The organism is Pseudomonas sp. SJZ080 (genome assembly GCF_007828295.1).
GTDB lineage: Bacteria > Pseudomonadota > Gammaproteobacteria > Pseudomonadales > Pseudomonadaceae > Aquipseudomonas > Aquipseudomonas migulae_A.
The window spans coordinates 298,836-323,757 of the sequence record NZ_VIUK01000004.1; the positions used below are offsets into that span (position 1 = coordinate 298,836).

12 protein-coding genes are annotated in these 24,922 nt (G+C 62.2%); 8 read left to right on the top strand and 4 right to left on the bottom strand.

Annotated elements, in window-relative coordinates; translation table 11 throughout:
• Positions 1-64 precede the first annotated feature (64 nt).
• Complete coding sequence (locus FBY04_RS08550; protein WP_178118263.1) at positions 65-859, top strand: ABC transporter substrate-binding protein; 795 nt, start codon at positions 65-67, stop codon at positions 857-859.
• 100 nt (positions 860-959) lie between these two features.
• A complete protein-coding gene (locus tag FBY04_RS08555) occupies positions 960-1,964 on the top strand; it encodes a GNAT family N-acetyltransferase (RefSeq protein ID WP_145314969.1) in 1,005 nt (334 codons plus the stop codon).
• A gap of 126 nt (positions 1,965-2,090) precedes the next feature.
• On the opposite strand, the gene FBY04_RS08560 is transcribed toward FBY04_RS08555, so the two are convergent.
• Complete coding sequence (locus tag FBY04_RS08560) at positions 2,091-2,639, bottom strand: RNA polymerase factor sigma-70 (RefSeq protein ID WP_017339972.1); 549 nt, start codon at positions 2,637-2,639, stop codon at positions 2,091-2,093.
• 375 nt (positions 2,640-3,014) lie between these two features.
• On the opposite strand from FBY04_RS08560, the gene FBY04_RS08565 reads away from it, so the two are divergent.
• Together FBY04_RS08565 and FBY04_RS08570 are read left to right on the top strand one after the other, a co-directional pair.
• Entirely contained in the window at positions 3,015-16,013 is a 12,999-nt protein-coding gene (locus tag FBY04_RS08565; RefSeq protein WP_145314970.1) for a non-ribosomal peptide synthetase, read from the top strand.
• Positions 16,014-16,214: 201 nt separating this feature from the next.
• Positions 16,215-17,027: an alpha/beta fold hydrolase gene (locus FBY04_RS08570; RefSeq protein ID WP_145314971.1), complete on the top strand. Its 813-nt coding sequence runs from the start codon at positions 16,215-16,217 to the stop codon at positions 17,025-17,027.
• Between the two features lie 141 nt (positions 17,028-17,168).
• On the opposite strand, the gene dsbG is transcribed toward FBY04_RS08570, so the two are convergent.
• From dsbG to dsbD, 3 genes are read right to left on the bottom strand one after another with little or no spacing between them, the layout of a single operon-like run.
• Positions 17,169-17,939: a thiol:disulfide interchange protein DsbG gene (gene dsbG / locus FBY04_RS08575; RefSeq protein ID WP_084321155.1), complete on the bottom strand. Its 771-nt coding sequence runs from the start codon at positions 17,937-17,939 to the stop codon at positions 17,169-17,171.
• Positions 17,915-18,781 (bottom strand): TlpA disulfide reductase family protein, encoded by an 867-nt coding sequence (locus FBY04_RS08580; RefSeq protein ID WP_084321156.1) that lies wholly within the window; start codon positions 18,779-18,781, stop codon positions 17,915-17,917. Before FBY04_RS08580 ends, dsbG begins: the two co-directional genes overlap by 25 nt.
• Complete coding sequence (dsbD, locus tag FBY04_RS08585; RefSeq protein ID WP_145314972.1) at positions 18,781-20,517, bottom strand: protein-disulfide reductase DsbD; 1,737 nt, start codon at positions 20,515-20,517, stop codon at positions 18,781-18,783. The genes FBY04_RS08580 and dsbD overlap by 1 nt, the downstream gene beginning before the upstream one ends.
• Before the next feature lie 153 nt (positions 20,518-20,670).
• Between dsbD and FBY04_RS08590 the strand changes: the two genes are divergently transcribed.
• The 4 genes from FBY04_RS08590 to FBY04_RS08605 all read left to right on the top strand — a co-directional run bounded on the left by FBY04_RS08590 (position 20,671) and on the right by FBY04_RS08605 (position 24,867).
• Positions 20,671-21,354: a response regulator gene (locus tag FBY04_RS08590; RefSeq protein ID WP_084321158.1), complete on the top strand. Its 684-nt coding sequence runs from the start codon at positions 20,671-20,673 to the stop codon at positions 21,352-21,354.
• Positions 21,351-22,676, top strand: a complete 1,326-nt coding sequence (locus tag FBY04_RS08595; protein ID WP_084321159.1) for an ATP-binding protein — start codon at positions 21,351-21,353, stop codon at positions 22,674-22,676. The genes FBY04_RS08590 and FBY04_RS08595 overlap by 4 nt, the downstream gene beginning before the upstream one ends.
• A gap of 216 nt (positions 22,677-22,892) precedes the next feature.
• Positions 22,893-23,378, top strand: a complete 486-nt coding sequence (locus tag FBY04_RS08600; protein ID WP_145314973.1) for a GNAT family N-acetyltransferase — start codon at positions 22,893-22,895, stop codon at positions 23,376-23,378.
• A gap of 76 nt (positions 23,379-23,454) precedes the next feature.
• Positions 23,455-24,867 (top strand): aspartate aminotransferase family protein, encoded by a 1,413-nt coding sequence (locus tag FBY04_RS08605; RefSeq protein ID WP_084321161.1) that lies wholly within the window; start codon positions 23,455-23,457, stop codon positions 24,865-24,867.
• Positions 24,868-24,922: the final 55 nt, after the last annotated feature.

A 24,922-nucleotide genomic window follows, 5' to 3' on the forward strand; every position in this document is an offset into this window, starting at 1 on the left:
AGTGGCGGAAACCGCCTAGCTTGAATTGATTGATGCGTATTTTTTTGGGGAGTGGGAAGTTTTGATGTCTTCGCCAATTCGGACGGCCTCGCGGCTTTTGCTGGCGGCGCTTGCGGCGTTGTGGGTATTGCCGTCCCCCGCTGCACAGCTGGTGCGGGTCGGTGCCGCACATTTCCCGCCTTATACCGTGCGCCCGGAATCCGGTGCCGACACCGGTCTGTTGCCACAGTTGGTCGAAGCGCTCAATGCGTTACAAAGCGACTATCAGTTCGAGCTGGTGCCGACTTCCATTCCGCGACGCTTCGGTGACTTCAAGCAGGGCCGGGTGGACATGGCGATTTTCGAGAACCCGGGCTGGGGCTGGAAGGACATCCCTCACGTCAGCGTCGACATGGGGCTGGAGGACGCGGAAATCTTTGTCGCGCAACGAGTCCCGAATCGTCAGCAGAACTACTTTTCCGACCTCACCGGCAAGCGTCTGGCGCTGTTCAGCGGTTATCACTACGAATTCGCCAACTTCAATGCCGACCCGAAAGTCCTCGCGCAAAACTACAACGCCACACTGACCTATTCCCATGACAGCAACCTGCTGATGGTGCTGCGCGGGCGCGCCGACATTGCCCTGGTGACGCGCTCCTACCTGAGCGATTACCTGCTGCGCAACGAGAAGGTTGCTGATCAGTTGCTGGTGTCCGAGCGCATCGATCAGGTCTATCACCACTACGCCATTCTCCGTCCCACGGCGCCCATCAGCGGCGAGGCATTCGGCAAGTTGCTGCAAGGATTGCGTAACAACGGCCAGATGCTGAAGATTTTCGATCCGTACAAGATTGCCGTGGTGCCGGTTCCGGGCAGTTGAACACGCGTCAAAGATTGCGTGTTTGCCTGTGCCGCTTAAATTTTCCGCGCTGGCTGACGTCACATCGTTGAACTGTCGACGATTACCGTGAGCCCGACCCATGCCCGATCTGAATGACCTGACTGCCCTGGCCTTGCCGACAGGGCGTCGCCTTGTCGCTGAAGAAAGCGAAAACCGGCTGACACTGAGCCTGGACGCGCAACCCCTGATTACCCTGCGCCTGGCGGGCGAGCCCGAGTTGCAGGTGCAGGTCGAGGCACGCCCCGATACTCAGGCGTTGTGGGCTGCCTGTTATTGGTTGTTTACCCGTGACCCTGCGTGTCAGCACCTGGCGTGGCACCTCGATGAAGCTCCCGTTGAAGCCTTGCTCAGTGGATTACTGATCGCGAGCGAAACTGCTGGCCAGTATCGCTGCGAGCGCGCGTTGTTCTGGCAGTTGCCGCAGCCCTGGTTGGGGGCGTCGATGACCGGCAGCTATCCACAACAGATGGTGATCAGCGGCGGCAAGCGTCATCCGTTGCGACCAGTGAAGCCTCGCGGTGAGGTCTATCGGCGTTTTGATGCGCGACTGGGCGCGTGGATTTCCCTGCGGACGGTGGACATCGGCCTCGACCTTGAGCGATTCAACCGCTGGCAGAACAGTGCGCGGGTGGCGAGTTTCTGGCAGGAAGAGGGCAGCCTCGAACAGCATCGCGAATACCTGGGCAAACTCGAAGCCGATCCACACACTGTGACGCTGATCGGCTGTTTCGATGATCAGCCGTTTGCCTATTTCGAAGCCTACTGGGCCAAGGAAGACCGCATCGCGCCGTTCTACGAGGCGGGCGATTACGACCGTGGCATTCACATGCTGGTCGGCGAAGAAAATCATCGCGGTCCGCACAAGGTGGCGAGCTGGTTATCGGCGTTGACGCATTACCTGTTTCTCGACGATCCACGCACCCAGCGGGTGGTCGCCGAACCGCGCGCCGATAACGCGAAGATGATCGCGTATATGCAGGGGCAGCGTTTTCACTGCGAGAAAGAGTTCGACTTCCCGCACAAGCGTGCAGCGTTGATGGTGTTGGGGCGGGAGCGGTTTTTTGAGCGGTGTGTGTTGGCTTGATTGACAAGGCTCAAGACCTGCACCGTTCTTGAGTCCGTCATCGCGGGCAAGCCCGCTCCCACAGGGTTAGCGCTGAACCTGTGGGAGCGGGCTTGCCCGCGATGGGGGTGATGCAAATGTCGGCTCTTACCGACGGGCGAAGGTATCCGCGCGACTGCCCGACACCTTGCGGCAATGCACCAACGCATCACGAATCATGAAGTTCACCAGGGTTGGCGAAACGCCCAGCTCCTTGGCGATGTCCTTTTGCGGCACACCGTGCAGGCGGTACATCTCGAAGGCGTAGCGGGTGCGGCTCGGCAGCTCCGTCAACGCGTCGGCGATGTTTTCCAGGGTCGAGAAATTGATGTGCGAGGTTTCCGGCGAAGCGCCTTGAATCACCACATTCAACCCTTCCTCTTCAGGCCCCGAATACTTTTGTTCCAGCGCCTGCTTGCGGTAGTGATCGATCGCCAGGTTGCGCACGATCTGGAACAGGTAACTGAGCTGAGCCTTGATCGAGGATGTGATCTGCGGCGCCGATTGCAGGCGGAAGAACGCATCCTGAACCACATCTTCGGCACGTGACCGGCAGCCGGTGATACGGGCAGCAATCTTGACCAGAATCAGTCGATTGTCGACGAATGCCTGAAGTAGCGGTGAATCGCACCTGCTTGTGGATACTTGTTCCGTCATGGAAATCACCTTGCTGCAAATAGGGTCGTGGGACGACTGGAAGAATCGGAGCCGTCCTACACATCGAGCGACAAATTATTATGAATGATAATTATTGTCAATTGAGAAATAGAAGTAATACTCTTCAAAGGTGCGCAGTGAGAACTGCGACACACTGACGCAGCCGCGCCCCCGTTGACGATCACGCCTGCCGACTAATTATTTCAAGACGCCATCCGTTCTCATTGGTGAATGGCTCCGGGCGCCAGCCCCGGCCAAAACAGCATTCCCAATGCCTTGCGCGGTCGGCGAAGACCGCGTCCTGCATGCCCCCCGAAGGGGCGTGACGTCAGAAAACCGATTCCATTTACAAGCCGAATTCAGGCAGGAAACCTCATGACCGACGCGTTCAAAATACCTGGCACACTGGTCCAAGCCCTTCAGCGCCACGCGGCCCTGACGCCGGACCGGGTGGCCTTGCGTTTTCTCGCCGAAACACCGGATCAGGCAGTGGTGCTCAGTTATCGCGAGCTGGATCAACGGGCGCGCACCATTGCCGGTGCGTTGCAGGCCCAGGCGGATTTCGGTGATCGTGCGGTGCTGTTGTTTCCAAGCGGTCCGGACTACGTCGCGGCGTTTTTTGGTTGTTTGTATGCGGGCGTGATTGCGGTGCCGGCTTATCCGCCGGAGTCGGCCAAGCGTCATCATCAGGAGCGCCTGCTGTCAATCATCAGCGACGCCGAACCGCGTCTGCTATTGACCAGCGCCGGCCTGCGCGACGCCTTGCTGCAAATCGAAGGCGCGCCGCCGCTGCTGTGCGTCGACACCCTTGATACCGCGCTGTCGGAGCGTTGGGGCAAGCCGAACCTTGAAGGCGATCACATCGCGTTCCTGCAATACACTTCCGGCTCCACGGCGCTGCCTAAAGGTGTGCAAGTCAGCCACGGCAATCTGGTGGCCAATGAACTGCTGATTCGCCACGGTTTCGGCATCGACCTGAACCCGGATGACGTGATCGTCAGTTGGCTGCCGCTGTACCACGACATGGGTTTGATCGGTGGTCTGTTGCAACCGATTTTCAGCGGCGTGCCGTGCGTGTTGATGTCGCCGGCGTACTTCCTCGGCCGGCCGCTGCGCTGGCTGGAAGCGATCAGCGAATACGGCGGCACCATCAGCGGCGGGCCGGATTTTGCCTATCGACTGTGCAGCGAACGGGTCAGCGAATCAGCGCTGGAGCGCCTCGACCTGAGCGGCTGGCGCGTGGCGTATTCCGGTTCCGAACCGATTCGACTCGACACTCTGGAACGTTTCGCCGAGAAGTTCGCGAGCTGCGGTTTCACCCCGGACAGTTTCATGGCGTCCTACGGCTTGGCGGAAGCCACGTTGTTCGTCGCAGGCACACCGCGTGGTGAAGGCATCGGCAATCTGCGGGTGGACGATCAGGCGCTGGCACAAAACCGTGCCGAAGCGGGCGAGGGCAGCGCGATCATGAGTTGTGGCATCAGTCAGCCCAATCACGCGGTGCTGATTGTCGATCCATTGGCGCTCAACGAAATGGCCGACAACGCGATCGGCGAAGTCTGGGCCGCCGGGCCGAGCATCGCCCACGGCTATTGGCGCAACCCCGAGGCCAGTGCCAAGACCTTCGTCCAGCACGCCGGAAAAACCTGGCTGCGCACCGGTGACCTGGGTTTCAAGCGCGACGGTGAACTGTTCATCACCGGGCGCCTGAAAGACATGCTGATCGTTCGCGGCCACAACCTGTACCCGCAAGACATCGAACAGACCATCGAGCGTGAAGTGGAAGTGGTGCGCAAAGGTCGCGTCGCGGCCTTCGCGGTGAACATCGACGGTCAGGAAGGCATCGGCATCGCCGCGGAAATCAGCCGTAGCGTGCAGAAAATCCTGCCGCCCGAGGCGCTGATCAAGGCCATTCGCCAAGCCGTGGCCGAGGCGTATCAGGAAGCGCCGAGCGTGGTGGTGTTGCTCAATCCGGGCGCATTGCCCAAGACCTCCAGCGGCAAACTGCAACGTTCGGCGTGCCGCAATCGCCTGGCGGATGGCAGCCTCGACAGCTACGCAGTGTTCCCGTCGGCGACCACTGAAAACGAGGCGAAAACCGAATCGGGTTCCGAACTGCAAACCCTGATCGGCCAGATATGGTCCGAGCAATTGCAGGTCAAACAGGTCAATGCCGATGACCACTTCTTCCTGCTCGGCGGTAACTCCATCGCTGCCACTCAAGTGGTTGCGCGCCTGCGCGAAGAGCTCGGTCTGGAGCTGAACCTGCGCCTGCTGTTCGAAGCCCCGACCCTCGGCGCATTTACCGCCGCGGTCGCGCAGCAACAACAGGACGGCGGCCTGGCCCAAGGTGCGATCAGCGCGCTGTCGCGCAACGAAGCGCTGCCGCAATCCCTGGCGCAAAACCGTCTGTGGATCACTTGGCAGCTCGAGCCGCAAAGCAGCGCCTACAACATTCCTGGCGCCTTGCGCCTGCGTGGCGAGCTGGACGAAGACGCCTTGCGCGCCTGCTTCCAGCAACTGATCGAACGCCACGAATCCCTGCGCACACGTTTTTTCGAGCGTGACGGTGTAGCGCTGCAACAGGTCGACGCCGCCGGCGAATTCAACCTGCAATTTATCGACATCAGCGATTTGCCCGTCGCCGAGCGTGAAGCCCGCGCGCAACAAATCCGCGAGGACGAAGCGCACACCCAGTTCGATCTGGAAAAAGGCCCGCTGCTGTGGGTGACCCTGGTGCGCCTCGATGATGAGGATCACCAACTGCTGGTGACGCTGCACCACATCATCGCCGATGGCTGGTCGCTGAACGTGCTGATCGACGAGTTCTCGCGCCTGTACGCCGCTGCGTCCCAAGGGCAAACGGCAACACTCGCGCCACTGCCGACTCAATACGCCGACTACGGCAGCTGGCAGCGTCAATGGCTGGCGCAAGGCGAGGGCGAGCGGCAACTGGCCTACTGGAAAGCGCAGTTGGGCGACGAGCATCCGACCCTGAGCCTGGCCACCGATCACCCGCGTTCGGCGCAACACTGTCACAGCGCCGCGCGTCACACCGTGCGTTTGGCTGCACACCTCAGCGAGGCGATTCGCCAGACTGCCCAGGCCCACGACGCCACGTCCTTCATGCTGCTGCTCGCAGCGTTCCAGAGTCTGTTGCATCGCTACAGCGGCCAACGCGACATTCGCATCGGCGTGCCGAACGCCAACCGTCCGCGCCTGGAAACCCAGGGCCTGATCGGCTTCTTCATCAACACCCAGGTGCTGCGGGCCGAGGTGGATTCGCGGTTGCCGTTTGTTGAGTTGCTGGCGCAAACCCGTCAAAACGCGTTGGGCGCACAGGCGCATCAGGACCTGCCGTTCGAACAACTGCTGGAAGTCTTCCCGCAAGCCCGTGAACAGGGTTTGTTCCAGGTCATGTTCAACCATCAAGAACGGGACCTGAGCGCATTGCGTCGCTTGCCTGGCCTGCTCGCTGAAGAACTGCCGTGGCACAGCCGCGAAGCCAAGTTCGACTTGCAACTGCACAGCGAAGAAGACCGTAACGGTCGCCTGAGCCTGTCCTTCGACTACGCCAGCGAACTGTTCGACGCCACCACCATCGAGCGACTGGCCGAGCATTTCAGCAATCTGCTGCGCGCCATCTGCGAGCAGCCGAATACGGCCGTCGGCGACCTGCAACTGTTGGCGCCGAATGAGCACGATCAGCAGGGAAACTGGAGCGCCGCACCCTGCACGCCAGCCAGCCAATGGCTGCCGGAACGGCTCAACGATCAGGCCCGCCTGACGCCTGAACGCACCGCGCTGCTGTGGGACGGCGGCAGCCTGGACTTCGCCGAATTGCACGCCCAGGCCAATCGTCTCGCCCATTACCTGCGCGACAAAGGCGTCGGCCCGGATGTGTGCGTGGCCATCGCAGCCGAGCGTTCGCCGCAGTTGCTGATCGGTCTGCTGGCAATCATCAAGGCCGGTGGCGCCTACGTGCCGCTGGACCCGGATTACCCGGCCGAGCGCCTGGCCTACATGCTCAGCGACAGCGGCGTGGAATTGTTGCTGACCCAAACCCGATTGCTCGACCGACTGCCGGCCACCCACGGCGTCAGTGTGATCGCGATGGATGCGCTGCACCTGGAGAACTGGCCGAGCCAGGCGCCGGGTCTGCATCTGCACGGCGACAACCTCGCTTACGTGATTTACACCTCCGGTTCCACCGGCCAGCCGAAGGGTGTCGGCAACACCCACGCGGCGCTCGCCGAGCGTCTGCAATGGATGCAGAACACCTATCGCCTGAACGACACCGACGTGCTGATGCAAAAGGCGCCGATCAGTTTCGACGTGTCGGTGTGGGAATGCTTCTGGCCGCTGATCACAGGGGCGCGTTTGCTGATTGCCGGGCCTGGCGAGCACCGCGATCCGCACCGCATCGCGCAACTTGTTCAGCAATTCGGCGTGACCACGCTGCACTTTGTGCCGCCACTGCTTTCGTTGTTCATCGACGAACCGCTCACCGCCGAGTGCACCAGCCTGCGCCGCGTATTTTCCGGCGGTGAAGCCTTGCCTGCCGAGCTGCGCAACCGCGTGCTGGAGCGACTGCCGGCCGTGCAACTGCACAACCGCTATGGCCCGACCGAAACCGCGATCAACGTCACCCATTGGCATTGCCGCACGGCCGATGGCGAGCGCTCACCGATTGGCCGCCCGTTGGGCAACGTTATCTGCCGAGTGCTCGACAGCGAGCTCAACCCGGTCCCGGCCGGCGTGCCCGGTGAACTGTGCATCAGCGGCATCGGTCTGGCCCGAGGTTATCTGGGGCGTCCGGGCCTGACCGCCGAACGCTTTGTGGTCGATCCATTGAGCGAGCAGGGCGCACGTTTGTACCGCACGGGCGACCGTGCACGCTGGACTGCCGACGGCGTGATCGAATACCTCGGCCGTCTCGATCAGCAGGTCAAGCTGCGCGGCTTTCGCGTCGAACCGGAAGAAATCGAAGCACGTCTGCTGGCGCAGGACGGTGTCGCGCAAGCCGTGGTGCTGGTGCGCGAAACCGCCGCTGGCGGGCAATTGATCGGTTACTACACCGCCACTGAACACAACGAAACCGAAGACGCACAAACCGCACGCCTGAAAGCCGCACTGACGGCCGAGCTGCCGGAATACATGGTCCCGGCGCAACTGATGCGCCTGGACGAAATGCCCCTCAGCCCCAGCGGAAAACTCGACCGCCGCGCCTTGCCGGAACCGCAGTGGCAAGTGCGCGAACACGTTGAGCCGGTCACTGAACTTGAACAGCAAATCGCCGCGATCTGGCGTGAAGTGCTGGGCTTGAAGCAGATCGGTCTGCGCGACGACTTCTTCGCCCTCGGCGGACACTCGCTGCTGGCCACGCAAATCATCTCTCGCACCCGGCAGGCTTGCGACGTCGAGTTGCCGCTGCGAGCCTTGTTCGAAAACAGCGAACTGGGTGCATTTGCCGAGCAGGTGCAACGGATTCAGGCCAGCGGCAATACCAACAAACAACCGCCGATCGAGAAAGTCGACCGCAGCCAGCCGGTGCCGCTGTCCTATTCCCAGCAGCGCATGTGGTTCCTGTGGCAGATGGAGCCGGACAGCCCGGCCTACAACGTCGGCGGCATGGCGCGGTTGCGTGGGGTGCTGGATGTCGGACGTTTCGAGACGGCGTTGCAAGCGCTGATCATGCGTCACGAAACCTTGCGCACCACATTCCCGAGCGTTGATGGCGTGGCGCAGCAGCGAGTGCACCCGGAAACCGGGATGCGCATGGACTGGAAGGATTTCTCGGCGCTGGAGGCTGACCTGCGCGAACAGCGGGTGCAGGCACTGGCCGACAGCGAAGCGCACAAGCCCTTCGATCTGGAAACCGGACCCTTGCTGCGCGCCTGCCTGGTCAAGACCGCCGAGCAGGAGCATTACCTGGTACTGACCCTGCACCACATCGTCACCGAAGGCTGGGCGATGGACATTTTCGCCCGGGAGCTCAGCGCGCTCTACGAGGCGTTCGTCGATGACCGCGAATCGCCGCTGGCGCCGCTGCCGGTGCACTATCTGGATTACAGCGTCTGGCAGCGTCAGTGGCTGGAGTCCGGCGAGCGTCAGCGTCAGCTCGACTACTGGACCGCGCAACTGGGTCGCGAACATCCGCTGCTGGAATTGCCTGCCGATCGTCCGCGTCCGCCGGTGCAAAGCCATCAAGGCGAGCTGTTCCGTTTCGACCTGAGCGACGACCTCGCCGCACGGGTTCGCGCCTTCAATGCGCAAAACGGTTTGACTCTGTTCATGACCATGACCGCCGCGCTCGCTGTGCTGCTTTATCGCTACAGCGGCCAGACCGACCTGCGCATCGGCGCGCCGGTGGCCAACCGTATTCGCCCGGAAAGCGAAGGGTTGATCGGTGCGTTCCTCAACACTCAGGTGCTGCGTTGCCAGCTCGATGGGCAGATGTCGGTCGGTGAGTTGTTCGAGCAGGTGCGTCACACCGTGATCGAAGGACAGTCCCATCAGGACCTGCCATTCGATCATCTGGTGGAGGCTTTGCAACCACCGCGCAGCGCTGCGTACAACCCGCTGTTCCAGGTGATGTGCAACGTGCAGCGCTGGGAGTTCCAGCAAAGCCGCACGCTCGCCGGCATGACTGTCGAGTACCTGGCCAACGATGCGCGCGCGACCAAGTTCGATCTCAATCTGGAAGTCACCGACCTCGACCATCGGCTCGGTTGCTGCCTGACTTACAGCACCGATCTGTTCGACGAACCGCGCATTGCACGCATGGCCGGGCACTGGCGCAATCTGCTGGAGGCGTTGCTGGCCGATCCGCAACAGCGCTTGAGCGAGCTCCCGTTGCTGGAAACTGCCGAGCAGCAAAACCTGCTCGACAGCCTCGGCGTCGAGCCGGGCGAACATCGACTGGACCAGTGCATCCATCACCTGTTCAGCGAGCAGGCCCTGGCGCGCAAGGATGCGCCGGCGCTGACGTTCGCCGGTGAAACCCTGAGTTACGCCGAACTCGACAGCCGCGCCAATCGTCTGGCCTGGATGCTCCGCGAGCGGGGTGTCGGGCCGCAGGTTCGCGTCGGTCTGGCGCTTGAGCGGTCGCTGGAAATGGTCATCGGCCTGCTGGCGATCCTCAAGGCCGGTGGTGCTTATGTGCCGCTCGATCCGGAATACCCGCTCGATCGCCTGCATTACATGATCGAAGACAGCGGCGTCGGTTTGCTGCTCAGCGATGCGGCGATGTTCAAGGCCCTCGGTGATCTGCCAGCCACCGTCGCCCGTTGGTGCCTGGAGGACGACGCTGCGGAACTGGCTGATTACCCGGCCACTGAGCTGCCGTTCATCAGCCTGCCGCAACACCAGGCGTACCTGATTTACACCTCGGGCTCCACCGGCAAGCCGAAAGGCGTGGTGGTGTCCCACGGTGAAATCGCCATGCACTGCCAAGCAGTGATCGAGCGCTTTGGCATGCGCCCGGACGACTGCGAGCTGCATTTCTATTCGATCAACTTCGACGCCGCGACCGAGCGTTTGCTGGTGCCGTTGTTGAGCGGTGCGCAAGTGGTCTTGCGTGCTCAAGGGCAGTGGGACGCGGAAGAAATCTGCGGACTGATCCGTCGCCACCACATCAACATCCTTGGCTTCACCCCAAGCTATGGCAGCCAACTGGCGCAGTGGCTGGCGACTCAGGGCGAAACCTTGCCGGTGCGCATGTGCATCACCGGCGGCGAAGCCCTGACCGGCGAGCACTTGCAGCGCATTCGTGCGGCGTTCAAACCGAGCCTGTTCTTCAATGCCTACGGTCCGACGGAAACGGTGGTCATGCCGTTGGCCAGTCTTGCACCGCAGCAGCTTGAAGAGGGGCTGGGCAGTGTGCCGATTGGCAGCGTCATTGGCGCTCGTGTGGCGTACATCCTCGATGCCGAACTGGCGTTGGTGCCGCAAGGCGCAACCGGTGAGCTGTACGTCGGCGGTGCCGGCCTGGCGCAGGGTTATCACGACCGTCCGGGCATCACGGCGGAGCGATTCGTGGCCAACCCGTTTGCAGCGGATGGCGGGCGGATTTATCGCACCGGCGACCTGGTGCGTCAGCGCGCCGACGGTTTGGTGGAATACCTCGGGCGCATCGACCATCAAGTGAAAATTCGCGGTTTTCGCATCGAGCTGGGCGAGATCGAAACCCGTCTTCTGGAACATGAATCGATCCGTGAAGCTGTGGTTTTGGCACTGGACGCACCGAGCGGCAAACAGTTGGTTGGCTATCTGGTGACCGAGGTCGCTGAGCAGGACGAAGCCCAACAAACCGAGTTGCGCGAAGCCCTCAAGGCTCACCTGAAATCGCAACTGCCGGATTACATGGTGCCCACGCACCTGATCCTGCTGGCCAGCATGCCGCTGACGGCCAACGGCAAACTCGACCGTCGTGCGTTACCGGCACCGGACCCTGAGCTGAATCGTCAGGACTATGTGGCCCCGAGCAACGAGCTGGAAATGACGCTGGCGCAGATCTGGTGTGAAGTGTTGAACGTTGCGCAGGTCGGGCTCAACGATAACTTCTTCGAACTGGGCGGCGACTCGATCCTGTCGATCCAGGTGGTCAGCCGTGCGCGGCAGCAGGGCATTCACTTCAGCCCGCGTGACCTGTTCCAGCACCAGACCGTACAGGCACTCGCCGCTGTGGCCAGTCGCACTGAACAGGTCAAGGCCGAGCAAGGCTTGCTCACCGGCGAATCGCGTCTGACGCCGATCCAGCACTGGTTCTTCGACACCGACATGCCCGAGCGTCAGCACTGGAACCAGGCGTTGTTGCTGGAGCCGACCGTTGCGCTGGAGCCTCATCGTCTGGAGCAAGCGCTGCTGGCGGTGATCGAACAGCACGACGCCTTGCGCCTGCGTTTCACTGAAACGGCGGATGAATGGACGGCGGCTCACCAGAAGGTAGGGGGCGCGCCGGTGCTGTGGCAGGTGCGGGTGTCGGCGATGGGTAAGTGCGCGGCACTGTTCGCCGATGCCCAACGCAGCCTCGACCTCGAACAAGGGCCCTTGATGCGCGTGCTGCTGGTCGATGGTCCCGAAGGCCAGCAACGGCTGTTCTTCGCGATCCATCACTTGGTGGTGGACGGCGTTTCCTGGCGCGTATTGCTCGACGATCTGCAAACGGTGTATCGCCAACTGGCGGCTGAACAGTCCGTCAAACTGCCGGCGAAAACCAGCGCCTTCAAGGACTGGGCCGCACGTTTGCAGGCGTATGCCGGCAGCGAGTCCCTGCGTGAAGAGCTGAGTTGGTGGCAGGCGCAACTGGCCGGGCCGAGCGCCGGATTGCCGTGCGAGGGGCCCGAGGGCGGCCGGCAGAATCGTCACGCCGAAACCGTCAGCGTGCGCCTCGATGCCGAGTACACCCGGCAACTGTTGCAACAGGCACCGAGCGCCTATCGCACCCAGGTCAACGATCTGTTGCTGACGGCACTGGCCCGCGTGCTGTGCCGCTGGAGCGGTCATGAGTCGGCGTTGATTCAACTCGAAGGCCACGGTCGCGAGACGCTGTTCGACGAGATCGACCTGACCCGCACCGTTGGCTGGTTCACCAGCGCTTATCCGTTGCGCCTGACGCCGCTGAACATCGAAGAGGCCGCGGGGCAGGGCCCGTCGATCAAGGCGATCAAGGAACAACTGCGTGGCGTGCCGCACAAGGGCCTGGGTTATGGCGTGCTGCGTTACCTCGCCGATGAGCCGTGCCGTGAAGTCATGGCCGCGTTGCCGTTGGCACCGATCACCTTCAACTACCTCGGCCAGTTCGACCAGAGCTTCGGCGCGGACGCGTTGTTCCGTCCGCTGGATGAAGCCGTCGGCGCCGCCCACGATCCGCGTGCGCCGCTGCCCAACGAGCTGAGCGTTGACAGTCAGGTCTACGGCGGCGAACTGGTGCTGCGCTGGACCTTCAGCGCCGAACGCCACGACGCGCAAACCATCAGAGAACTGGCGGACGCCTACCTCGGCGAATTGCAGAGCCTGATCGAGCATTGCCTGCGTGACGAGGCAGGCGGCCTGACGCCGTCGGACTTCCCGCTGGCGAAGCTGACCCAGCCGCAACTCGACGCACTGCCGATTCCGGCCGCCGCCATCGAAGACGTCTACCCGCTGACGCCGATGCAGGAAGGCATGTTGCTGCACACCTTGCTGGAACCGGGCACCGGCCTCTACTACATGCAGGATCGTTATCGCATCAACAGCGAACTCGATCCGCAGCGTTTCGCCGAGGCCTGGCAAGCGGTGATCGCCCGTCACGAAGCCTTGCGTGCGTCGTTCTGCTGGAACATCGGCGAAGACATGCTGCAAGTTATCCACAAGCCGGGCAGCACGCCGATCGAGTACCTCGACTGGACCGACCTCGCCGAGCCCGAGCAAGAACCGACACTGCAAGCATTGCTGAAAAGCGAGCGCGAATCCGGGTTCGATCTGCTCAACCTGGCACCGTTCCACCTGCGTTTGATCAAGGTGGGCGAAGCGCGCTACTGGTTCATGATGAGCAACCACCACATCCTCATCGATGCCTGGTGTCGGTCGCTGTTGATGGCGGATTTCTTTGAGATTTACACCGCGCTGGGCGACGGTCGCGAGGCCCGATTGACCGTGCCCCCGCGCTATCGCGACTACATCGGCTGGCTGCAACGCCAGAGCCTGGACGAAGCGCGGCAGTGGTGGAAAACCAACCTGCAGGGCTTCGAACGCACCACGCCGATTCCGAGCGACCGACCGTTCCTGCGCGAACATGCGGGCGACAGCGGCGGCATGATCGTCGGCGACCGCTACACCCGTCTCGATGCCCGCGACGGCGCGCGGTTGCGTGAACTGGCGCAGGCCCATCAGTTGACCATCAACACCTTCGCGCAAGCGGCGTGGGCCCTGGTGCTGCGGCGTCTGAGCGGTGATCGCGACGTGCTGTTCGGTGTCACGGTGGCCGGACGTCCGGTGGAGATGCCGGACATGCAACGCACTGTCGGGCTGTTCATCAACAGCATCGCGCTGCGGGTGAAAATGCCCGAGGACGATCAGCGTTGCAGTGTTCGTCAGTGGCTGAGTGACTTGCTCGACAGCAACATGCAATTGCGCGAGTACGAATACCTGCCGCTGGTGAGCATTCAGGAAAACAGCGAATTGCCGAAAGGCCAGCCGCTGTTCGACAGCCTGTTCGTGTTTGAAAACGCGCCGGTGGAAGTCTCGGTGCTGGACCGTGCGCAGAGCCTCAACGCGACCTCGGATTCGGGCCGTACCCACACCAACTTCCCGCTGACGGCGGTGTGCTATCGGGGCGATGACCTGGGCTTGCACCTGTCTTACGACCAGCGTTATTTCGACGAATCGACCGTCGAGCGCATGCTCGGTGAGTTCAAGCGCTTGTTGTTGGCGCTGGTCGAAGGTTTCCACGGCGACATGGCTGACTTGCCGTTGCTCGGTGGCGAGGAGCAGGACTTCCTGATTAATGGCTGCAACCAGAGCGAACACGATTACCCGCTGGAGCAAAGCTACGTTGCGTTGTTCGAAGCGCAGGTCGCGTTGCATCCACAACGGATCGCCGCCAGTTGCCTCGATCAGCAATACAGTTACATTGAGCTGAACCAGCGCAGCAACCGCCTCGGCCATGGGTTGATCGCGGCGGGTGTCGGGCTGGATCAACCGGTGGCGTTGCTGGCTGAACGTAACCTCGACCTACTCGGGATGATCATCGGCAGCTTCAAGGCTGGCGCCGGTTACCTACCGCTGGACCCGGGGCTGCCGAGTCAGCGTCTGAGCCGGATCATCGACCTGAGCCGTACGCCGTTGCTGGTGTGCACGCAGGCCTGTCGCGAACAGGCTGTGGCGCTGCTGGAGGAATTCGGTTGCGCCAATCGGCCACGGTTGCTGGTGTGGGAAGAGGTGCAGGCGAGCCATGTGTCGGTGGCCAATCCGGGCATCTACAGCGGCCCGGACAACCTCGCCTACGTGATCTACACCTCGGGTTCGACGGGGCTGCCCAAAGGTGTGATGGTCGAACAACGCGGAATGCTCAATAACCAGTTGAGCAAGGTCCCGTACCTGAACCTCAGCGACGCCGATGTGATCGCCCAGACCGCTTCGCAAAGCTTCGATATTTCGGTCTGGCAGTTTCTCGCTGCACCGTTATTTGGTGCGCGGGTGGACATCGTGCCGAACACCATCGCCCACGATCCACAGGGTTTGCTGGCGCATGTCTCGGCCCAGGGCATCACCGTGCTGGAAAGCGTGCCTTCGCTGATTCAGGGCATGCTCGCCCAGGAACGCATGAGCCTCGAAGGCCTGCGCTGGATGCTGCCGACGGGTGAAGCGATGCCGCCGGAACTCGCGCACCAATGGTTGCTGCGCTACCCGGATATCGGGCTGGTGAATGCTTACGGGCCGGCGGAGTGCTCGGACGATGTGGCGTTTTTCCGTGTCGACATGGCATCGACTCGCGGCAGTTACTTGCCGATTGGCACGCCGACCGACAACAACCGTTTGTACCTGCTCGATGGCGCGCTGGACCTGGTGCCGTTGGGTGCGGTGGGCGAGTTGTGCGTGGCCGGCACCGGTGTCGGGCGCGGTTATGTCAGCGATCCGCTGCGCACGGCGCAGGTGTTTGTGCCGAACCCGTTTGGCGAGCCCGGGGACCGTCTGTATCGCACTGGCGACCTGGCCCGTCGGCGCAGTGACGGCGTGCTGGAATACGTCGGTCGCATCGACTATCAAGTGAAGATTCGCGGTTACCGCATCGAACTGGGTGAAATCGAAGCGCGTCTGCACGAGCAACCGGAGGTGCGCGAAGCGGCGGTCGGTGTGCAGGACGGCGTGAACGGCAAACACTTGGTGGGCTATCTGGTCGCAACGGATTCGGCACTGAGTCCGACCGAACGTCTGGAGCGCATCAAGCAACGCCTGCGCGCTGAACTGCCGGAATACATGGTGCCGCTGCACTGGTTGTGGCTGGAGCGGATGCCGCTCAACGCCAACGGCAAACTGGATCGCAAGGCGTTGCCGACGCTGGAGATCGGCCAGTTGCAGAGCCAGGATTACCAGGCGCCACGCAATGAGCTGGAGCAGACGTTGGCGAACATCTGGGCCGAGGTGTTGAAGGTCGAGAAGGTCGGTGTGCGCGACAACTTCTTCGAGCTGGGCGGGCATTCGCTGCTGGCGACGCAGATTGCCTCGCGGGTGCAGAAATCGCTGCAACGGGATGTACCCCTGCGGGCGATGTTCGAGTGCAGCACGGTGGAGGAACTGGCGGAGTACATCGACGGGTTGGCCGCGAGTGACATCACCGAGGAGAAGGTGGACCGGTTGAATGACTTGATGGCGGAGTTGGAGGGGCTTTGATTCTCCAGCGTCTGTGAGGGCCCCATCGCGAGCAAGCCCACACACATTTGGCCTGCGAACACAGTTCGAATGTGGGAACGGGCTTGCTCGCGATGGCGTCGGTGAAATTTGCGCAGATTTGCGCGTTGACTGTCGCTTCGGACCCGCTCAGTCTTCCTCCTGCTTTTTTTGCTGAATCCCATTTCACAAAGGAACCAGTCAATGCCCTTCGTTACGATTGACGGACAACCCCTTCACTACATCGATCAAGGCACCGGCCCCGCGGTGCTGCTCGCCGGCAGCTACCTCTGGGACCAAACCATGTGGGCGCCGCAGATCGCCGCGCTGTCGCAGCAATACCGGGTCATCGCCCTGGACCTGTGGGGGCATGGTGAATCAGGCCCGCTACCCGAAGGCACGCAATCGCTGGATGACATCGCCCGTCAGGCATTGGTGTTGCTCGATCATCTGGACATCGACCGGGTCACGCTGGTCGGTCTGTCGGTAGGCGGCATGTGGGGCGTGCGTCTGGCCTTGTCGGCGCCGCAGCGAGTCAATGGCCTGGTGCTGATGGACACCTACGTCGGTGTCGAGCCGGAACCGACCCGCCAGTACTATTTCTCGCTGTTCAAACAGATCGAAGACAGCGGGGTGATTGCGCCGCAATTGCTCGATATCGTCGTGCCGATCTTCTTTCGTCCGGGCATCGATCCGCAGTCGGCGCTGTATCAGGATTTTCGCGCGAAGCTGGTCGCGCTGCCGCCGGAGCGCTTGCGTCAAAGCATCGTGCCGATGGGCCGGATTACGTTTGGTCGGGATGATCTGTTGCCGCGTCTGGGCGAGTTGAATGCTGACGCCACGCTGGTGATGTGTGGCGATCAGGACAAGCCGCGGCCGCCGTCGGAGGCGCAGGAAATGGCCGGGTTGATCGGTTGTCCGTGTGTGCTGGTGCCGGAGGCGGGGCATATCTCCAATCTGGAGAACCCGTTGTTTGTGACTGAGGTTTTGCTGAAGTTTCTGGCTGAGAGAAATTAGTTGATTCTGCTGATGCCTTCGTGGGCAAGCCTCGCTCCTACAGGATTATGTCGATTGCAAACATTGTGATCGACATAAACCCCGTAGGAGCGAGGCTTGCCCGCGAAGAGGCCGGCAAAAACACTAAAGAGTCGGGAAAAATCACTTCGGCCCGAGAATCTTCACCAGCTTGTCCGGCGAAGGCGCGCCTTGCTGCTGTTGCAACTCACCCTTGTCGTCCATGTAGAAAATCGCCGGTGTCGCCTGCAACTCCAGGTCTTCCATCAGCTGCATGTTCGCCGCCAGTTTCGCCTGAATCGCCGGCGGCACATCTTTCAAGGCCTTGAGCGAACTGGCCTTGCCGGCTGCTTCGTGGTCTTGCAGGGCTTTTTGCGGATCCTTGGCGGCCAGCAACGCCGCGGATTTGCCCGGACTGTCCTCACGAATGATACCGACCATGATGTGCCGCAATTGCACCTTGCCGGCCTTCACCCACGGCCGCGCCTGTTCCCAGAACATGTTGCAGTAAGGGCAGTTCGGATCGCTGAACAGGTACACCACGCGCGGTGCGTCCTTGTTGCCGTCACCGATCCAGTTGCTGGCTTCCATCTTGCCCCAGATCTCCTTGGCCATCGGCGCGTAAACCAGTTTCTGCAAGGGCGCGCTGCTCAGGTCATTGCCCTCGGCGTCGTACAAACTGCCCAGCAACACATGTTTGCCATCGGGCGTCAGGTACAGCGCCATGCCGCGGTTCTGGTACTGCGCGGCATAACCACGCAGACCGTCGGGCGCGTCGAACTGGCCGACAATTTTGGCGCCCTTGGCTTCGATTTTCTTGATCGCTTCGGGCAGTTCTTCAGCGGCCTGTACCGACGGCAGATGCAGCAGGGCGGCACCCAGGGTCAGCGTCAGCAGGTGGCGGAGGCGGGGCATGGCAGTTTCCTTGAAGAGGTGGCCGGTACGGCAGGATTCGGGGTTTCGAAGTTTTCCAGGGCGCGAGCCAGGCTGGCTTCCGACAGCTCGCCCAAGTGGCTGCCCAACAGGCGACCGTCGGGGCTATAGAACAGCGTAGTCGGCAATGCCATCGAGCCGACGGCCTGGCCCAACCGGCCACTGCCGTCGAACAGCACGTTGGACAGGCTCAGGCCCTGTGTTTCCAGAAAGGTGCTGACGCTTTGCATGCTTTCGGCCTGATTGACGAACAGAAAAGTCAGGTCCGGGCGATGTTGCTGGGCGTTTTCCAGGACCGGCATTTCCCGACGGCACGGCGGGCACCAGGTCGCCCAGAGATTGATCACCAGCGGCCCACCCTTGTAGTCCGCCAGTTGCACGGTTTCACCGGCGGCATTGCGCAGGGTAATGTCCGGCAGGCGCGTGCCTTGTTCGTAGATCGTCAGCGAAAAGGTGGCCAGCACCCAGAACGCCAGGCCGCTGGCCACGCCGAAGCCCAACGGACGGCGCAAGCCCGGCCGACGCCAGCCGCGATACAACGCGGCGAGCAACAGCACGATCACCCCGGGCAATGCGAGGAAACCGCCGTCGCGCAAGTCGATGACTTGCCACGGATCATTGCGATAGTGCGTCCAGTAGAGCGCCACGAAGCTGGCCCGGGCGGCCAGCATGCCGATCAGAAACAGGCTGAACAGCGCCGACTCGGGATTCTCGCCACCGCGCTTGGCCGCCCGCCAGCCGACAAACGTCGCCAGCGCCAGGGCACTGATCAGCAGCAGGTGGTTAAGCGCGATGGCAAACGTGCCGAGGGTAAAAGTCAGCATTAACGGGCGTCTCGGGTGGTGGTCCAGCGTTGCAGGAAAGTGTCGGCATCGACCTCGCCGGTGATGCGCTGGCTGCGACGCTCGATGCCGTCGGCGCCGATCCACAGAAAACTCGGTGGCCCCGGCACTTTATAACGGCCGAGCAGTTCGCGGCTGGCGGCATTGTCGGCGGTCACGTCCAGCCGTAGCAAGCGCACTTCGCTGAGGGCTTCGAGCACTTTGGCTTTGCCGAACACCTGTTTTTCCATGACCTTGCACGACACGCACCAGTCGGCGTAGTAGTCCAGCAGCACCCACTGGCCCTGAGCCTGCGCCGCGTCGAGTTCCCGTTGCAGCGCGGTCGGGTCCTTGATCGTGGTGAAGGCGTCGTGGCCGACCGGGCGGGTGACATTGCTCGCATTGGCAGTGCTATAGACCTGCAGCGGTTTCAACAGGTCATCACTGCCGCCCGCCGCACCGATCATCAACAGACTGCCCCACACGCCAAGCAGCAATGAGCTGGCACCGAACAGATGCGCGATGCGTCCGAAACCTTCGGACTGTTTCCAGGCGCTGTAGGCAGCAATCAGCAACAACGCACCGCACAGACCGACCCACAACGACTCATCTAGCACCGGCCGCAGCATCAGCAACGCGGTGGCGAGGAACAGGAAGCCGAACACGCCTTTGAGCAGGTTCATCCAGGCACCGGGTTTGGGCAGGAAGCGATTGCCGACCGTCACCAGCAACAGCAGTGGCACACCAATGCCGATGCCCATGGCGAACAGAATCAACCCGCCGTGCAGCGCGTTGCCACTTTGCGCGATATAGAGCAGAGCACCCGCCAGCGGCGCGGTCATGCACGGACCGACCAACAGACCGGACAACGCGCCCAGCACACCCGCGCCGATCAGGCTGCCACCGCGTTGATTGCGCGACACGTTTTCCAGCCGGTCACGCAGCGCCACCGGCAGTTGCAACTCGAAAAAACTGAACATCGGCAGCGCCAGCAGCACAAACACCGCGGCGAAACTGCCCAGTAACCATGGGTTTTGCAGCAGCGCCTGCAAGTTCGCCCCAAGCAGCGCGGCGAGGACGCCCATCGCCGCATACACCAGCGCCATGCTCACGACATAGCTGGTGGCCAGCGCAAACCCGCGTTTTGGCGTGGCGCCGCTGCCCACGATCAAACCGGCGAGAATCGGCAGCATCGGCAGCGAGCAAGGGGTGAAGGCCAGCAACAGGCCCAGACCGAAGAACACCAGCAAACTCCAGCCCAGCGCCCGTTGTTGCAGGCTGCTGGCCAGGGCTTGATCCGGGGCTTCGGTCGTCGCGGAAGTGACAGCACTGCCGCCCAGATCCACCACCTGGGTTTGCGGTGGATAACACAGACCGGCATCGGCACAGCCCTGGACGCCAACCTTGATCGTGCCCGTCGCACCGGCCGGAATCTTCAGTTCCAGGCCCTGGCGATACACCGGCTGTTCGCCGAAGAATTCATCACTGTGAGGCTCGCCTTCGGGTAACACAGGATGCAGCTCGGCGGGCAACCCATCGAATTTCAGGCGTTTCTGATACAGGTAGTAACCGTCGGTGATCTGCCAATAGAGCTGCATTTCACCTGATTCGAGGCGCTCGGAGGTGAAGACAAACGCCTTTTCCACCGGCAGGAACTCAGGTTTGGTTTCGAACGGATTGGTCCCTGCCTGGGCCACACCCGAGATCAAGAGCACAAAAAACAAAAACAGTCGACGCATGGGTCAGCCTTATCCCTTTGCAAGTGAGGTGCACAATGGGAGGCGGCGATTAACCGATGATTAACCGCGATAACCTTGTGGACGTGGCGCTTGCGGCATAATGTCCGCTTAATCGGCCACCGGCCTAATCAGCTTTTTTCAACAGGGTTGACCATGCACGTACTGGTTTGCGAAGACGACGAGCTGATCGCCAGCGGCATTGTCGCCGGTCTCACCGCTCAAGGCCTGACGGTCGAACACGTAGCCACGGCTTCGGCTGCCCGCGCCATGCTCAAGGTCGCCGAGTTCGACGTTATGGTGCTCGATCTCGGCCTGCCCGACGAGGACGGCCTGAAGCTGTTGCAGCAGTTGCGCCACAACGGTCTGGAGATTCCGGTGCTGATTCTCACCGCGCGGGATTCGGTCACCGACCGCGTCGACGGGCTGCAAGCGGGTGCCGATGATTACCTGCTTAAACCGTTCGACTTGCGTGAACTCGCCGCGCGCCTGCACACGTTGTTGCGGCGGGTGGCGGGGCGCAGCGTCAACCTGATCGAGCACGGTGCCCTGACCTACGACCCGAGCAGCCGCGAAACCATGCTCGCCGGCCAACCGGTGGACCTTTCCCGTCGCGAACAGTCGCTGTTGCAAGCTCTGCTGCACAACCGTGGCCGGGTGCTGTCCACCGAGCAGTTGAAAGACAGCGTCTACGGTTTCAACGACGAGCTGGAAAGCAACGCCCTCAACGTGCATATCCATCACTTGCGGCGCAAACTCGGCAATGGGATTGTCGAGACGGTGCGCGGCCTGGGCTATCGCCTGGGGCCGGCCGATGGTGCAGAGGACGTGAAAAAGTGATGAGCCTGCGTTTGCGCCTGAGCCTGACACTCGGCGCCGCATTTGCGCTGATCTGGGCCCTGGCGGCAGCCTGGATGCTCAGCGACCTGCGCAACCAGATGATGTTTTCCCTCGACCAGCGGCTGGTGGCGTCGGCGCGCATGGTCGCCGGTCTGATGGAGCAATTGCCGGCCTTGCCGACCAAGGGCGAGGGCACCCATTTCAGCGCCGAACAACTGAATATTCCGGGGGGCATGGCGTGTCAGGTCAGCTCGCTGCGCGGTGAAATCCTCGCCCGCAGTCACACCGATCCGCAACAAACCCTGGAAGCCGAGAAAATGGGCTTCCACGATCAGATGATCGACGGCGCGCCGTGGCGCAGCTTCACCCTGGCCCGTGGCGACCTGCGCATCACCACCGCTGACCGGCAGATCGAGCGTGAAGCGCTGAACATGTCGATCCTGCTGGCCGCTTCGGTGCCGGTCGGCGTGGCATTGCTCGGTTGCCTGTGCCTGCTCTGGCTGGGCATCGGCCAGGGCCTGGCGCCGCTGAACCGCATGCGCGACGCCTTGATGCGCCGCAGCGCCGACTCGCTCGAACCTTTGCAGATCCAGCCGCTGCCCAGCGAATTGCAACCGTTGCTGGATACCCAGAACCAGTTGTTCCAGCGCATCGGCAAGACCATCGAGCGCGAACGCCGCCTGACCGGTGACGCGGCGCATGAATTGCGCAGCCCGCTGACGGCGATCAAGACACACCTGCAAGTGGCGCGCATGACCGACGGCGCGGCGCGGGATCAGTCGCTGGCTCGGGCGGAGGAGGGCGCCGACCGCCTGCACCGGACTCTTGAACAACTGTTGCTGCTGGCGCGGGTCGAGGGCAGCCTGTCGTTCGACGATGGTGTGCAATGCAGCGCCGAGCAAGTGGCGAAACTGGCGATTCAGGATGCCGCCAGTGGTGATCGTCAGCGGATCAAATTCAAGCTGCCGCCGGTACTCTCCCATGCCCCGGTGCAAATGCCCGCGGTGCTGTCGATTGCCGCGCTGCGCAATTTGCTGGACAACGCCCTGCGCCATACTCCGAACGACGGTCCGGTGGAACTGAGCCTGGAGACCACCGGCAGCCGTGTGCAGTTCGTGGTGCGCGACCATGGCCCGGGCATTGCCGAAGACGATCTGCAACACCTGACCCAACGCTTCTGGCGCAACGGCCAGAGCACCGGCTGCGGCTTGGGGCTGGCGATTGTCCAGGCGATCGTTCAGCGTTGTGGCTGCACGCTGCATTTCGACAGCCGCCCGGATGGCTTGCGGGTTGAGTTGAGCATGCCGTTGCAACCGGTCTGACCAACACCCCAATCCCCCTGTAGGAGCCGGCTTGCTGGCGATAGCGTCCTCAAAATCAACATAGATGTTGACCCTGCGGGCGCCATCGCCAGCAAGCCGGCTCCTACAAGGGGTTGTGTTGCACATCAAATGTAACCTCTCTCCATTGGCATTTCTGTCACCACCGACGCTATCGTCCCCGACAGCTTTTTCTCAATGGATTGAGGTCACAGCGCCATGGATGTACCCCTGCACATCTGCAAGGCAACCCCCGCCGACGCCGGCATCATCAGCCGGATCGTCGAGCGTTCGATCCGCGTCGGCTGTGCGCTCGACCATCGCAACGACCCGCGAACCGTCTCCTCCTGGACTCACAGCAAAACCACTGAACACATTCAAGCGTGGCTGACCGACCCACGGTTGTACCTGAACATCGCCCTGTTGCAGGACAAACCGGTGGGCGTTGCGATGGCGGCGATCAGCGGCAAGGTTGCGTTCTGTTACGTGCAGCCGGAATGGTTTCGACGCGGTGCCGGGCTGGCGCTGGTCCACGACCTCGAAAGCTGGCTGATTGAACGCGGTTTGGCGCAGGCCCGACTCAACAGCACCCGAACCAGCGAAGCCTTTTACCGTCACCTGGGTTATCAGCCCTGCGCCGAAACCTTCACCGTCGCCGGACTCCACGCCATCCCCATGCGCAAGGCACTGACGTCACCTTCATAAAAGCTGATCAAGGGTCTAAATCCTCGGCGCGCTGATGCGTTTCCAGAACAGGAAAACCTTATTGAGGGGTCGAGAGATGTCAGTCGCTACCAGCCTTATGGAAGATCAGTCGGCCCGGATCACCCCGGCGCCGACCGAGACGCTGTATCAGTTCAACGAATCGCCATTGCTGGCACGCCAGAGTCAGCAGGAATCGAATGCCCGCAGCTACCCGCGACGCATTCCCCTGGCCCTGAAGCGTGCCAAGGGCATTTATGTCGAAGACGTTGAAGGTCGCCGTTTCATTGACTGCCTGGCCGGCGCCGGGACGCTGGCCCTGGGGCATAACCATCCGGTGGTGATCGAAGCGATCCAGCAAGTGCTGACCGATGAACTGCCGCTGCACACTCTCGACCTGACTACGCCGGTCAAGGACCAGTTCGTCCAGGACCTGTTCGGTCTGCTGCCGCCTGAGCTCGCCGCTGAAGCAAAGATTCAGTTCTGTGGTCCGACCGGCACCGACGCCGTGGAAGCCGCGCTCAAACTGGTGCGCACCGCCACCGGACGCAGCACCGTGCTGTCTTTCCAGGGCGGTTATCACGGCATGAGCCAGGGCGCGTTGAGCCTGATGGGCAGCCTGGGGCCGAAAAAACCCTTGGGTGCGTTGCTCAGCAGCGGGGTGCAGTTCATGCCGTATCCCTACGATTACCGTTGCCCGTTCGGCCTGGGCGGCGCGCAGGGTGTGCAGGTCAATCTCAACTATCTCGATAATTTGCTGAACGATCCCGAGGCCGGCGTGCAATTGCCGGCCGCTGTGATTGTGGAGGTCGTCCAGGGCGAGGGCGGGGTGATCCCGGCTGACCTTGACTGGTTGCGCGGCGTGCGGCGCATCACCGAGAAGGCGGGCGTGGCGCTGATCGTCGACGAAATCCAGAGCGGTTTTGCCCGCACCGGCAAGATGTTCGCCTTCGAGCACGCCGGGATCATTCCGGACGTGGTGGTGATGTCCAAGGCCATCGGCGGCAGCCTGCCGCTGGCGGTGGTGGTGTATCGCGACTGGCTCGACACCTGGCTGCCGGGCGCCCACGCCGGAACGTTCCGCGGCAATCAAATGGCGATGGCCGCGGGCTCTGCGGTGATGCGTTATCTGGTCGAGCACAAGGTGTGCGAACACGCTGCCGCCATGGGTGACCGCTTGAGCGAACACTTGCGCATTCTGCAGCGGGACTTTGCGCAACTGGGCGATATTCGTGGTCGCGGCCTGATGCTGGGGGTCGAGCTGGTTGACCCGACGGGCGCGCCGGATGGTCAGGGTCACCCGCCGATTTTTGCGCGTCTGGCGCCGCTGGTGCAGCGTGAATGCCTCAAGCGTGGGCTGATTCTTGAGCTGGGCGGCCGTCATGGTGGTGTGGTGCGTTTTCTGCCGCCACTGGTGATCACCGCTGCGGAAATCGATCGGGTCGCGGAGATTTTCGGTCGGGCCATGGCTGCTGCTACCGACAGCCTTTAAATTTTCCGGGCTCCGGAACGTTCTTTCTACATAACGGCTGCGCACGCCGTGCAGC

Coding starts and splice junctions, on each gene's coding strand:
- FBY04_RS08580 (WP_084321156.1), bottom strand. CDS start 18,781: ATGCTGACTTTTACCCTCGGCACGTTTGCCATCGCGCTTAACCACCTG.
- FBY04_RS08605 (WP_084321161.1), top strand. CDS start 23,455: ATGTCAGTCGCTACCAGCCTTATGGAAGATCAGTCGGCCCGGATCACC.
- FBY04_RS08565 (WP_145314970.1), top strand. CDS start 3,015: ATGACCGACGCGTTCAAAATACCTGGCACACTGGTCCAAGCCCTTCAG.
- FBY04_RS08590 (WP_084321158.1), top strand. CDS start 20,671: ATGCACGTACTGGTTTGCGAAGACGACGAGCTGATCGCCAGCGGCATT.
- FBY04_RS08560 (WP_017339972.1), bottom strand. CDS start 2,639: ATGACGGAACAAGTATCCACAAGCAGGTGCGATTCACCGCTACTTCAG.
- FBY04_RS08600 (WP_145314973.1), top strand. CDS start 22,893: ATGGATGTACCCCTGCACATCTGCAAGGCAACCCCCGCCGACGCCGGC.
- dsbG (WP_084321155.1), bottom strand. CDS start 17,939: ATGCCCCGCCTCCGCCACCTGCTGACGCTGACCCTGGGTGCCGCCCTG.
- FBY04_RS08570 (WP_145314971.1), top strand. CDS start 16,215: ATGCCCTTCGTTACGATTGACGGACAACCCCTTCACTACATCGATCAA.
- FBY04_RS08550 (WP_178118263.1), top strand. CDS start 65: ATGTCTTCGCCAATTCGGACGGCCTCGCGGCTTTTGCTGGCGGCGCTT.
- dsbD (WP_145314972.1), bottom strand. CDS start 20,517: ATGCGTCGACTGTTTTTGTTTTTTGTGCTCTTGATCTCGGGTGTGGCC.
- FBY04_RS08555 (WP_145314969.1), top strand. CDS start 960: ATGCCCGATCTGAATGACCTGACTGCCCTGGCCTTGCCGACAGGGCGT.